General features: G+C 68.5%; 12 protein-coding genes. 11 read left to right on the top strand and 1 reads right to left on the bottom strand.

Going from position 1 to position 12,204, the window contains the following annotated elements; genetic code table 11:
- Positions 1–37: 37 nt before the first annotated feature.
- The 7 genes from aroC to BQ8008_RS04900 all read left to right on the top strand — a co-directional run bounded on the left by aroC (position 38) and on the right by BQ8008_RS04900 (position 6,763).
- Positions 38–1,258: a chorismate synthase gene (gene aroC / locus BQ8008_RS04930; protein ID WP_108833053.1), complete on the top strand. Its 1,221-nt coding sequence runs from the start codon at positions 38–40 to the stop codon at positions 1,256–1,258.
- Between the two features lie 80 nt (positions 1,259–1,338).
- Entirely contained in the window at positions 1,339–3,258 is a 1,920-nt protein-coding gene (gene aroB / locus BQ8008_RS04925) for a 3-dehydroquinate synthase (protein ID WP_108833052.1), read from the top strand.
- Positions 3,255–3,809 carry a shikimate kinase gene (locus tag BQ8008_RS04920; RefSeq protein ID WP_108833051.1) on the top strand — a complete coding sequence of 185 codons (555 nt, stop codon included), beginning with the start codon at positions 3,255–3,257 and terminating at the stop codon, positions 3,807–3,809. The genes aroB and BQ8008_RS04920 overlap by 4 nt, the downstream gene beginning before the upstream one ends.
- Before the next feature lie 90 nt (positions 3,810–3,899).
- Positions 3,900–4,463 carry an elongation factor P gene (efp, locus tag BQ8008_RS04915; RefSeq protein WP_108833050.1) on the top strand — a complete coding sequence of 188 codons (564 nt, stop codon included), beginning with the start codon at positions 3,900–3,902 and terminating at the stop codon, positions 4,461–4,463.
- The gene (nusB, locus tag BQ8008_RS04910; protein WP_108833049.1) at positions 4,463–4,954 is read left to right on the top strand and encodes a transcription antitermination factor NusB; all 492 of its coding nucleotides are present in this window, start codon (positions 4,463–4,465) and stop codon (positions 4,952–4,954) included. The genes efp and nusB overlap by 1 nt, the downstream gene beginning before the upstream one ends.
- 376 nt (positions 4,955–5,330) lie before the next feature.
- Positions 5,331–5,918 carry a hypothetical protein gene (locus BQ8008_RS04905; RefSeq protein ID WP_234415234.1) on the top strand — a complete coding sequence of 196 codons (588 nt, stop codon included), beginning with the start codon at positions 5,331–5,333 and terminating at the stop codon, positions 5,916–5,918.
- Positions 5,915–6,763, top strand: a complete 849-nt coding sequence (locus tag BQ8008_RS04900; RefSeq protein ID WP_108833048.1) for an SDR family oxidoreductase — start codon at positions 5,915–5,917, stop codon at positions 6,761–6,763. The genes BQ8008_RS04905 and BQ8008_RS04900 overlap by 4 nt, the downstream gene beginning before the upstream one ends.
- 25 nt (positions 6,764–6,788) lie before the next feature.
- Here the strand turns inward: BQ8008_RS04900 and BQ8008_RS04895 are convergent, their stop codons facing one another.
- Positions 6,789–7,652 (bottom strand): glycoside hydrolase family 16 protein, encoded by an 864-nt coding sequence (locus BQ8008_RS04895; protein WP_108833047.1) that lies wholly within the window; start codon positions 7,650–7,652, stop codon positions 6,789–6,791.
- Positions 7,653–8,043: 391 nt separating this feature from the next.
- On the opposite strand from BQ8008_RS04895, the gene pyrR reads away from it, so the two are divergent.
- Genes pyrR through carA form a run of 4 tightly spaced genes read left to right on the top strand, consistent with a single transcriptional unit; the run spans position 8,044 to position 12,203 of the window.
- The gene (gene pyrR / locus BQ8008_RS04890) at positions 8,044–8,697 is read left to right on the top strand and encodes a bifunctional pyr operon transcriptional regulator/uracil phosphoribosyltransferase PyrR (protein ID WP_108833046.1); all 654 of its coding nucleotides are present in this window, start codon (positions 8,044–8,046) and stop codon (positions 8,695–8,697) included.
- Entirely contained in the window at positions 8,694–9,683 is a 990-nt protein-coding gene (locus BQ8008_RS04885; protein WP_108833045.1) for an aspartate carbamoyltransferase catalytic subunit, read from the top strand. The genes pyrR and BQ8008_RS04885 overlap by 4 nt, the downstream gene beginning before the upstream one ends.
- Positions 9,680–10,987: a dihydroorotase gene (locus BQ8008_RS04880; RefSeq protein WP_108833044.1), complete on the top strand. Its 1,308-nt coding sequence runs from the start codon at positions 9,680–9,682 to the stop codon at positions 10,985–10,987. Before BQ8008_RS04885 ends, BQ8008_RS04880 begins: the two co-directional genes overlap by 4 nt.
- Positions 10,980–12,203, top strand: a complete 1,224-nt coding sequence (carA, locus tag BQ8008_RS04875; RefSeq protein ID WP_108833043.1) for a glutamine-hydrolyzing carbamoyl-phosphate synthase small subunit — start codon at positions 10,980–10,982, stop codon at positions 12,201–12,203. The genes BQ8008_RS04880 and carA overlap by 8 nt, the downstream gene beginning before the upstream one ends.
- Position 12,204: the final 1 nt, after the last annotated feature.

The following is a 12,204-nucleotide window of genomic DNA, read 5'->3' as shown; positions in this document are numbered from 1 at the left end:
GTCGGAGGCGGCATCGACGTGTGAGAGTATCTGTCTCATGCTTCGATGGATGACGGCCGGGGAGTCCCACGGCGAGGCTCTGACCGCGGTGATGGAGGGCGTACCCGCCGGCGTGCGAGTCACCAGTGAGGACATCAAGGCCGCTCTTGCCCGCCGGCGCCTGGGGCACGGCCGCGGGGCCCGCCAGGCCTTCGAGCGCGATGAGCTGAGGATTCTGGGTGGCATCCGCCACGGCAGCACCATCGGCAGCCCCGTCGTCCTGCAGATCGGCAACTCCGAGTGGCCCAAGTGGTCCACGGTCATGAGTGCCGACCCCGTGGACCCCCGTGACCTCCTCGTCGACGCCGGCACCGGTGACGAGCGCGAAATAGCCCGCAACCGCCCTCTGACCCGCCCGCGGCCAGGGCACGCCGACCTGCCCGGGATGCTCAAGTACGACCTGGATGAGGCCCGTCCGGTCCTGGAGAGGGCCTCAGCCCGTGAGACGGCCGCCCGAGTGGCGCTCGGGGCGCTGGCCGAGGCCGTCCTGGCTCAGGTCGCCGGCATCAGGCTGGTCAGCCACGTCGTACGCATCGGATCCGTCGCCCTGCCCGACGACGTTCCTCCGCCGACGGCCCGGGACACCGGGAGTCTGGACGCAGACCCCGTGCGCTGCATCGATCCTGCCACCAGCGCAGCCATGGTTGCCGAGATCGATGCCGCGAAGAAGGACGGAGACACGCTCGGCGGCGTCGTCGAGGTCATCGCGACCGGTGTCCCGGTGGGAATGGGCACCCACGTCTCCGCCGATCGCCGGCTCGACGCCCGGCTGGCCTCCGCGCTCATGGGCATTCAGGCCGTCAAGGGCGTCGAGATCGGTGACGGCTTCGCTGAGGCGTCCCGGCGCGGCTCGGCCGCGCACGACGAGATCGTCTCGGTCGCCTCCGGCGAGCTCGCGCGGGCCACCAACCGCGCCGGCGGCATCGAGGGCGGAATCTCGAACGGCTCCGAGGTGCGGGTGCGCGCCGCGTTCAAACCGATCTCGACGGTGCCGAGGGCCCTGCGCACCGTCGACCTGGCCACGGGCGAGGCCGCCACCGGGCTGCACCAGCGCTCTGACGTGTGCGCCGTCGTCCCCGGTGCCGTCATCGCTCAGGCCATGACGGCCCTGGTCCTGGTCGATCTTCTCCTGGACAAGACCGGCGGCGACTCGGTGACCGAGGCGAGGCGTAACCTTGAGGGATACCTGGCCCGCATCGCCGAGCGGACACAGTGGTGATCCGCGGCGGTGCATGAGACGCTGAACCGCATGGTGGGCCAGCCATCAGCTCCGTACTCAATGGTGAGGAAGACACGATCATGACCTGGAAGCGCGTTCCGACCATCGCTCTGCGCGACGACCAGCTGCCCCTGGTGCTGGTGGGACTGCCCGGCGCGGGCAAGACGACCCAGGCCAGGCTCCTGGCCCAGGCGCTCGGTGTCCAGGTGACTGACACCGACGCCGAGATCCGCCGTCGCGCCCGCATGACGATCCCCGAGATCTTCGACTCCGAGGGGGAGGAGGGCTTCCGCGACCGCGAGCACCGGGCTATGCGGGCCGTCCTGGACTCGCCAGCCGCTGCCCAGGGAGTCATCGCCCTGGGCGGGGGAGCGGTGCTGCGTCCCGAGAACCGCGATCTCTTGCGCGGGCACACAGTCATCTACCTGTCTGCCTCCCCGAGCACGGCCGCCAGGCACGTGGGCGACGGCACCGGACGCCCCCTCATGTCCCCGGACGCGGACTCCGACCAGACCCGCGCCGCCCAGCAGGGAGGTCAGGGACGCACTGATCAGGACAGCGTCCTGGCCCGGATGGAGGCCCTCCACGCCCAGCGCTCAGCGCTGTACTCCGAGGTCGCCACCCTCACCGTGCCCACCGACGGCCTGAGCCCTCAGCAGGTCGCCGCTCTCATCCTCGTGGCCCTCGGGGTCCAGATGCCTCAGGCGGTCGGTGTCCTGGCACCCATGTCGGCGAAAAGCAGTGAGCCCGAGTCCTCAAGATCGTCGGCGTCCTCAGCGTCCTCAGCATCCTCGACCTTCTCGGCCGCCTCCGGCGGGGCAGTCGCCTCACCTCAACGTGTCCGTCTCCGTCCGTCCCCGGTAGCAGCCGGCGACGACGGTGTCCGACGCGTCAGCGTCACCGGCGACCATCCCTATGACGTGCTCATCGGCCACGGGCTCCTGGCCGATCTGGCTCACGTCGTCCTAGACGCTCCGGGCGCAGGTGCCGGAGGCGTCGCCATCGTCCATGCCAAGGCCCTGGCGGATCATGCGGCCAGCGCCGAGAAGCAGCTGGGCTCCCAGGGCCTGCGCGTCCTTCGGCTTGAGGTACCCGACGGCGAGGCGGCCAAGAATGCTCGCGTCCTGGAGCATCTGTGGGAGCGGCTGGGCTCGTTCCGCCTGGGGCGCGACGGACTCGTCATCGGCCTGGGCGGCGGAGCAACCACGGACCTGGCCGGTTTCGCGGCCGCCACCTGGCTGCGAGGCGTCCCGGTGGTGCAGGTACCCACCACCCTGCTGGCCATGGTGGACGCCGCCGTCGGCGGCAAGACCGGGATCAACACGCCTGCGGGCAAGAACCTGGTGGGAGCCTTCCACCCGCCGACCGCCGTCGTCGCCGACCTGGAGACGCTGGCCACCCTGCCGACCGCCGAGCTGCGGGCCGGGCTCGGTGAGGTTGTCAAGTGCGGGCTCATCTCCGATCCGGTCATTCTTGACCACGTCCTGGCCGAGCCCGCCGACTGCCTGGCCTGGGACTCACCGGTCCTGACCGAACTCGTCACCCGTTCGATCGCGGTCAAGGCAGCCGTCGTGGGGGAGGACCTCACTGAGGCCGGTCAGCGGGAGATCCTCAACTACGGGCACACCTACGCCCATGCGATCGAGAAGGTCACCGGTTACTCGTGGCGCCATGGCGAGGCCGTCGCCGTCGGCTGCGTCTTCGCGGCCGAGGTCGCCCACCGCAGCGGACACCTGAGCCGCGACGCACTGGCACTGCACCGTCAGAGCCTCGAGGCGGTCGGCCTGCCCACCTCCTTCACCGAGGGCCACGGCCGATGGGAGGAGCTCAAGGCCGCGATGATGAGTGACAAGAAGGTGCGCGGCGGCAGGCTGCGTCTTGTCCTGCTCGACGACGTCGCCAGGCCCGTACGGATGCAGGCGCCCGGCGAGGATCTTCTCATCAAGGCCCACGATGCCGTCACCGGTCATGCCGACCCAGTTGGAGGGCAAGGAGCTTGAGCACTCACTCGCCTCGGGCCCTGGTCATCATCGGTCCTCCGGGGGCCGGATGCTCCAGCGTGGGGCGTGCCGTCGGGGCCGCTGAGGGCCTGCCCGTGCTCGACCTGGGCCGCAGCGTTGCCGACGAGCTCGCAACCAGCCCCGACCTGGCGCTCGTTGCAGTGCCGGAGGGCGAGTACCGCCGGGTCGAGGCCCGTGTCGCCCTCGATCTGCTCGACCGTGCGCAGGCCGAGGGCGCCGTCGTGGCGCTGGGCTCGGGATGCCTGGGGGATCCTCGGCTGCGCGATCGGCTGGAACGCCTGCGGCCCGGTGACTACGCCGTGGCCCTGACCTGTGCCACTCGCGTGCTGGCCACCCGTAATGGCCTTGATGCGCCCCGGTCGGTGGCCCTGGGGACCGTCCACCACCAGTTCGTCCAGATGCTCCATGAGCGTCAGGCCAGGTGCCGGGAGCTCGCCGACGTCGTCGTCGACACCACCTCGACAACACCTCGGCAGGCCGGTGAGCAGGTCATCGAGGCCGTGCGGTCCGGTTTCTCCCATCACCAGTGACTGGCGTGACACGCCCGTCCTGGGGAGAGCGCGCTACGTCGCGGTAGTATCAGCGAGTCCCAGATGCAACGCAACAGTGAGGAAACCCTCGTGGCAACGACGAACGACCTGAAGAACGGCATGGTGCTCAACCTCGAGGGCCAGCTGTGGCAGGTAGTGGAGTTCCAGCACGTCAAGCCCGGTAAGGGCCCCGCCTTCGTGCGCACCAAGATCAAGAATGTCCTGTCCGGCAAGACCGTGGACAAGACCTTCAACGCCGGTCTCAAGGTTGAGACGGCCACGGTCGACCGGCGCGACATGCAGTACCTCTACAAGGACGGCGACGACTACGTGTTCATGGACGTCAAGTCCTACGAGCAGACCTACGTGCCCTCGGCCACCGTGGGCGACGCCGCCACCTTCATGCTGGAGAACCAGGACGTCATCGTGGCCTTCCACGAGGACGCCGTCCTGTTCGTCGAGCTTCCGGCCTCCGTGGTCCTGACGATCTCTCACACCGAGCCCGGCCTCCAGGGCGACCGCTCCAGCGCAGGCACCAAGCCCGCCACCGTTGAGACCGGTGCCGAGATCCAGGTCCCGCTGTTCCTCAACACCGGGGACAAGGTGAAGGTCGACACCCGCTCCGGCTCCTACATCTCCCGCGTCAACGACTGATGGCCGAACGTCCCGAGGAGGGCTCATCCAGCTCGAGCCCTGCGTCACGCCACCCGGTCACAGCCCGCACCAAGGCGCGCCGGCGTGCGATCGAGATCCTCTTCGAGGCTGATCAGCGGGGGATGCTGACTACCGATGCCGCTGAGGACCTGCGCTCCTTCGCACAACTGCGCGCCGTGAGCTCCGCCAACCACACTGAGGCCCCCGTCTACACCCGGGAGATCCTCGACGGCGTGTGCGACCACCTGGCCGATGTCGATGAGACGATCCAGACCTATGCCCAGGGCTGGACACTGGGGCGCATGCCGGCCGTCGACCGGGCCATCGCCCGAGTCGCAACCTGGGAGATCGTCTACAACGACGAGGTGGATGCGCCTGTTGCCGTCGATGAGGCCATGACGCTGAGCCGGATGCTCTCCACGGACGAGTCGCCTCGGTACCTCGGGGGATTGCTCGGACGTATCGGTGACCTCGCGGACACGTTGCGCTGATCCACTGCTCGCCCGGCTCACGGCATGGGGTGCACTCCCTATGCCGCGAGCTGGGCTCAGCCTGGTTTCGTGTCCTAACCTGTGTCGAGTTCATCCGCCAATGCCGGAGTAACCCGTGACCCAGCTTCCTCCCCAAGATTCCAGCGACTACCCCTATATCAAGGGGGCCTCTGCGTCCATTGACGGGGCGTATGGCTCGAGGCCCCCCACGCCCTCGAGCCCCGCCTTCAATGTCGGCCGGCCCTTTCCCGGGCCGGACGCGGGCTATCCCGGCGGGCCGCCCCCGCTCCAAGGAATCCAACAGCATCCTCCAGGACCTGGCAGCCATCCATGGAGCGTCCCCGCACCTGTCCCGTACATTCCCTACGGCCCCGTGATGCTGGTTCCCGCCCCTGGAATCCCCTGGAACGACCCGGTCCTCACGGCGGAGCGGAAACGCTCCACGAACCGTCGAGTCGCGGTCTGGGGCGGCATCGTTGGGCTTGTGACGGCGATTATCCAGACAATTGTGACCGCAGCACTCTTCCTGGGTGCCGACCACTTGGGTGATGGCGACGCCGGACTGATATTCCTGGCCCTTCTCATCATCGTGTTCGGCCCGATGATCGTCGGCGTCGGGTGGATCGCCAGCTTCATCGTCGCTCTCATCGCCTGCACACAGGCGCATTCTCAGACTGACAGGATCCAACCCGATGGATGGACCGAGGCCAAGATGCCGACATCGGCACAGCTGGCCGCCAGCATCGTGCTCGGGATCCCCACCGTAGTGATGTACGTGGCCCTGTACCGGTACGCCTCCGTAGAGATAGACATGCTCCCCGACACGGCTTTCGTAGCAGTGATCATCATCTGCGCACTGGTCCAGGTCCTGATCGCGGTGGCCTATGCGGTTCTTCTCAGAAAGAATGCAGCACTGGATGTCGCTGTAGGAACCGCCTATGCGTCGGAAGGAGAAGCACAATGACTACGCCTCTGATCGCTGTCACCGGCGCCACTGGGAAGATCGGCGGTGCGGTCGCTGAACATCTGCGCGATGCCGGACTGGCCCCGCGGCTCCTGGTCAGAGACGCATCCCGGGCCCCCCGTTGGGCGGACGACGTGGCCGTGGCTGAATACGGCAGCGAGAAAGCCGTCATCGAGGCGCTCACCGGTGTCGACATCCTCCTCATGGTCTCGGCGGCCGAGTCCGAGAACCGCCTGGAGCAGCACCGCGCCTTCATCACCTCAGCGGCTCAGGCGGGGGTCAAGCACGTGGTGTACACCTCGTTCGTCGGAGCCGCTCCGGGAGCGACTTTCACCCTCGCCCGTACTCACTGGTACACGGAGGAGGCTCTGCGCGAATCCGGCAAGGGGTACACGTTCCTGCGGGACTCCTTCTACGCCGACTTCTTCATCGAGATCTCCGCCGAGGGCTCCATCACCGGTCCCGCTGGCGATGGGCGAGTCGGCGCAGTGGCGAGGGAGGACGTTGCCGCCTCAGCGGCCGCGATCCTCACGGATCTTGCAGCGGGCGATCATCGCCATAACGGCGTCACCTATGACCTCACCGGTCCGGAGGCCTTCACCATGGAGGAGATGGCTCGGATCATCACCGAGGTCACGGGACGGGAAACGGTCTACCGTGAAGAGACCGTCGAGGAGGCGTACGCCTCCCGGGCCCACTACGACGTCCCCGACTGGGAGAAGGACGCCTGGGTGAGCACCTACACCGCCATCGCCGCCGGCCAGCTGAATGTGCTCTCCGACGCCGTCGAGCGGTTGACCGGGCGCCGCCCCCTCAGCCTGCACGACCTGCTCGTGAAGGGCTGACCGGGCGAAGGCCGAGGGGATCCGGCTACTGATCCATCGCACGGACAACGATGTAGTCGATATCCACCTGGGCCTGCGTGAAGCCCTCGTGGTTGAGCCTCCCCCGGTGAATGCTGCCGGTGTGGGTGGTCAGGCAGATGTGGTAGGCGGAGCCGGGACCGAAGCAGGTGTCGAACTCCTGCGGCGAGGCCGAGCGTGGGACCTCGTGATACGGCTGGCCGTCGAAGAGGAACAGTATCCTCTCCGGGGTCTTCTCCATTCCGTAGGTGTGCCAGGCGGTGAGATCGGGCTGTGGGGAGACCCCCAGATTACTTCCCTTGCCTCCTGCCTGACCGAAGTGGACGGTCGACTCTGCGATGCCGGTGGCGCTGCCGCCGCCATAGGTCTCGACGACGTCGATCTCGCCCCCGTTGGTCCCGCTGTCGGCCCGCAGCCAGATTCCGGCGAACAAGCCCTCATCCGACTGCGGGAAACGTGCTCTGGTCTCCAAGGCGCCGTAAACGAAGGAGAACAAGCCCTCAGTGGTGATGAAGGCCTGGTCGACGTAGCGGATGGTCTCCTCCTTGTCGAAGCGGTTCTGAAAACCCTTGAGAGGCGTGGCGCGCTTGCGCCACAGGAGGTGCCCCGCGCCGTCACTGACGCTGTGGGTGTCCCGAGTGAACACGCCCCAGTCGTAGCTTGTGCACGACTCGGGCTCGGAGCGGTTGTCCCTCCAGCGGGATGGGGAGAAATCGGGTCCTTGGGAGAACTGCTCGTCAAAAACAAGGGGGCCGAAGTCGTGGGTCTGCTCGTCTGCGACGGCGGGGGAGTGCGAGAGCAGGCCGGCCGCGGCCAAACCGGCCCCGGTGCCGAGGCCGGTGATGATCGAACGTCGAGTAGGGAGTGTCATGTCTTTCCTTGCTTGAGAAGAAGTCACTGACGCAGCAGAGACGCCGGTCCTTGTTCAGCCTGGCGGGAATCGTTCAGCTCTTAATCGGGCTCAGATGGATCCGGCACTCACTTCTCAAGCTCTCGACACGCGTTCACGACCTCGCGCTCGACGCCCGACGACGCCGCGGCATTGTGCCAAGAGTATGACATTGATACGGAGAATATGTAGATGGGGAACATTCTCTGCTGATGCCGTTGTCAGGCGGCGCAACGATTCGCGGCACATGGGGGTGACCTTCGTCTCTGCGAGTCCTGTGGTTCTGTCTCGCGGAGTCCTCCGGGGCGACGTAGACTTGCGGGCGACCAACATCCTTTAAGTCCGTCCAGAGAGGCGGGGAAGGGGGCCGGCAATGGCCGAACGTTCGTCAGGCGCTTCCAGCGCACCATCCCAGGGCAAGGAGATCCTCGGTCCCCCCGAGATAGCCCGTTCCCTGTTCCGTATCGCGCACGAGATCTTGGAGCGCAACCACGGAGCCCAGGACGTTGTCGTCCTGGGGATCCCCAGCGGGGGAGTCCCTCTGGCTCAGAGACTGGTCGAGGCGCTCGCCGTTGCCGCGGCCGGAGGAATGCAGCAGCCCGCAGCCACGGCCCCCAGAATCCCGGTCGGCACGCTGGACATCACCATGTACCGCGATGATCTGGGGCGTCACCCCATCCGCGTGCCGCGCCCCACTGAGATCCCCCAGGGCGGCGTCGACGGCAAGGTCGTCATTCTCGTCGACGACGTCCTTTACTCCGGCCGCACGATCCGGGCGGCCCTTGACGCCCTGGGCGCCATCGGTCGCCCTCGAGCAGTCCAGCTGGCGACCCTCGTGGACCGAGGTCACCGCGAGCTACCCATCCGAGCCGACTACGTGGGCAAGAACCTGCCGACGTCCCGCTCCGAGAAGGTCGTGGTCTCCCTGACCGAGCTCGGCGCCTCCACCGACGCCGTCACCATCGTCCCCGCAGATGTGCCCGCCGAGTCCTCGAGCGAGCGTTCCGACCAGGAGGCCACCCGATGAAGCACTTGCTCTCCGCCAAGGACCTGACCCACGACGAGGCGGTCATGGTCCTGGACACCGCTGAGGCCATGGCCGCCACCCAGAGCCGCGCGGTCAAGAAGCTGCCCACCCTGCGCGGCAAGACCGTGGTCAACCTCTTCTTCGAGGACTCCACCCGTACCCGGCTGTCCTTCGAGGCGGCTGCCAAGCGCCTGAGCGCCGACGTCATCAACTTCTCGGCCAAGGGCTCCTCGCTGTCCAAGGGGGAGTCCCTCAAGGACACCGCCCAGACGATCATGGCCATGGGGGCGGACGCCGTCGTGGTGCGTCACTCGGCCTGCGGGGCCGCCCACCTCCTGGCACACGCCGGTTGGATCAACGTGCCCGTCCTCAACGCGGGCGATGGCACCCACCAGCACCCCACCCAGGCGCTCCTGGATGCCATGACCCTGCGCCGCTGGTACATCCCGGGTGCGCCAGCCACGGCGGACGGCAGCCCCGCCCCCCAAGGACGTGATCTGGAGGGGGCCCGCGTCATCATCGTCGGAGACGTCCTGCACTCCCGGGTGGCGCGCTCCAACGTGGACCTCCTGACCGCGCTCGGCGCCCAGGTCACCCTGGTGGCGCCCCCGACGCTGCTTCCCGTCGGCATGGACAACTGGCCCTGCGAGGTCTCCTACAACCTCGACGAGGCCCTTGAGGAGGTTCAGCCCGACGCCGTCATGATGCTGCGCGTCCAGCGCGAGCGCATGAGCGCCGCCGGTGGCGGCTTCTTCCCGAGCCCCGCCGAGTACTCCAGCGTCTACGGCCTCAACTCCGCCCGTCGCCGGGCCATGCCGGAGCACGCCATCGTCATGCACCCCGGTCCCATGAACCGCGGCCTCGAGATCACCGCCGAGGCCGCAGACGACCCCCGCTCGCGCATCATCGAGCAGGTCGGCAACGGCGTCTCCGTGCGCATGGCCGCCCTCTACCTCCTCCTCGCTGACGAAGGGAACCAGCTGTGACCTCCCACCTCCTGACCGGTGTCCGCCCCTACGGCGAGGACCCCACCGACATCCTCATCACCGACGGAACCATCACCGCCATCGGCCCCGACGCCGCGGCGAAGGCCCCTGCCGACGCCGTGCGCCACGACCTGGACGGGCTCATCGCCCTGCCCGGGCTCGTCGATATCCACACCCACCTGCGCGAGCCTGGCGGGGAGTCCGCTGAGACCATCTACTCCGGTACCCGTGCCGCGGCCGCCGGCGGCTACACCGCCGTCTTCGCCATGGCCAACACCACCCCGGTGCAGGACAGCGCCGGCGTCGTCGAGCAGGTTCTGCGTCTGGGGCGCGAGGCCGGCTGGGTGGACGTCCACCCCGTCGGCGCCGTCTCCGCAGGCCTGGCCGGCGAGCACCTCTCCGACATGGGAGCGATGGCCACCTCCGCCGCCCGGGTGCGCGTTTTCTCCGACGACGGCAAGTGCGTCTCCGACCCCGTCCTCATGCGCCGGGCCCTGGAGTACGTCAAGTCCTTCGACGGCGTCATCGCCCAGCACGCCCAGGATCCCCGCCTCACCGAGGGCTCCCAGATGCACGAGGGCGTCGTCTCCGCCGAGCTGGGCCTGCGCGGGTGGCCGGCGGTGGCCGAGGAGTCGATCATCGCCCGCGACGTCCTGCTGGCCGAGCACGTCGGTTCGCGCCTGCACGTGTGCCACCTGTCCACCGCCGGCAGCGTCGACATCATCCGCTGGGCCAAGGCCCGCGGCATCAACGTCACCGCGGAGGTCACCCCGCACCACCTCCTGCTGACCGATGAGATGGCGCGCACCTACTCGCCCCTGTACAAGGTCAACCCCCCGCTGCGCACGGCCGAGGACGTCGAGGCCGTCCGCCAGGCCCTGGCCGATGGCATCATCGACGTCGTCGGGACCGACCACGCCCCCCACCCGCTGGAGGACAAGGACTGCGAGTGGCAGGCCGGAGCCTTCGGCATGACGGGCCTGGAGACCGCGCTGAGCGTCCTGATCGAGACAATGGTGAGCACCGGTCGCATGACCTGGCGCGACATCGCCCGGGCCATGTCCTCGGCGCCGGCCCGCATCGGCCGCCTGACCGACCAGGGGCGCGAGCTCGAGGTCGGTGTCCCGGCCAACATCACGGTGGTGGACCCCGAGGTGCGTCGCACCGTCGACGGTGCTGCTCAGTGGACCAGCTCCACGAACACCCCCTACGCGGGTATGGAGCTGCCGGGGCAGGTCATGGCCACCTTCCTCCACGGCCGCCCCACCGTCCTGGACGGGACTCCTGTCGAGGCCCATGCCTGAGTCGACCCGCCGCCCAGCCGCCCTCCTCGTTCTGGAGGACGGCTGGGCCCTGCGGGGCCGCAGCTACGGGGCTCAAGGACGCACCATCGGGGAGATCGTCTTCTCCACCGGGATGACCGGGTACCAGGAGACCCTCACCGACCCCTCCTACCACCGCCAGATCGTGGTGCAGACCGCGCCGCACATCGGCAACACCGGGGTCAACGACGAGGACGCCGAGTCCGGCCGCATCTGGGTCGCCGGCTACGTCGTGCGAGAGCCCGCCCGGCGGGCCTCCAGCTGGCGCTCTCGCCGAGAGCTGGAGGACGACCTGTGCAGTGCCGGCATCATCGGGATCTGCGAGGTCGACACCCGGGCACTGACCCGCCACCTGCGTGAGGCCGGCGCCATGCGCGGCGGCCTCTTCTCCGGGGAGGCCCTGCCCGCCGGAGCCACCGACCCCGGCGGTCCCAGCCGGGCCTGCATCGACATCTGCCTGGAGGCCGTGCGCAGCGAGCCGCCCATGAGCGGCCGCGCTCTGGCCGCTGAGGTGACGACTCCCTCCGGTTACGTCGTCGAGCCCAGCGGGCCGGCCGAGGGCGACCAGCCGGTCGCGGTGCTGGCCGCTATCGACCTGGGCATCAAGTCCCGCACCCCGTGGCAGCTCGCCGAACGCGGCGTGCGCGTCCACGTCCTGCCCCAGTCCACGACCCTCTCCGAGATCCTAGCCCTCAGGCCTGACGGGGTCCTGTTCTCCAACGGCCCCGGCGACCCCGGGACCGCGGAGGCAGAGATCGAACTCCTGCGCGGTGTGCTCGATGCTCGCATCCCCTTCTTCGGTATCTGCCTGGGCAACCAGCTCCTGGGACGGGCCCTGGGCTACGGCACCTACAAGCTCGCCTACGGGCACCGCGGCGTCAACCAGCCCGTCCTGGACCGGGCCACCGGCAAGGTGGAGATCACCGCCCACAACCACGGCTTCGCCGTCGACGCTCCGATCGACGCGCCGTCCGTGGCCCCCTTCGACAACGGGCGCTACGGCCGGGTGGAGGTCTCTCACCTGGGACTCAACGACGGCGTCGTCGAAGGACTGCGGGCACTGGACCTGCCGGCCTTCTCCGTCCAGTACCACCCCGAGGCCGCCGCCGGACCCCACGACGCCGAGCACCTCTTCGACCGCTTCATCCGCCTCATGCGCGAACACCGCCGGGGCCAGGACCGCGAGGACAAGAACTGAC

This window comes from Actinomyces sp. Marseille-P3109, assembly GCF_900323545.1.
Lineage (GTDB): Bacteria > Actinomycetota > Actinomycetes > Actinomycetales > Actinomycetaceae > Actinomyces.
This window is presented reverse-complemented; position numbering and strand designations above follow the sequence as displayed.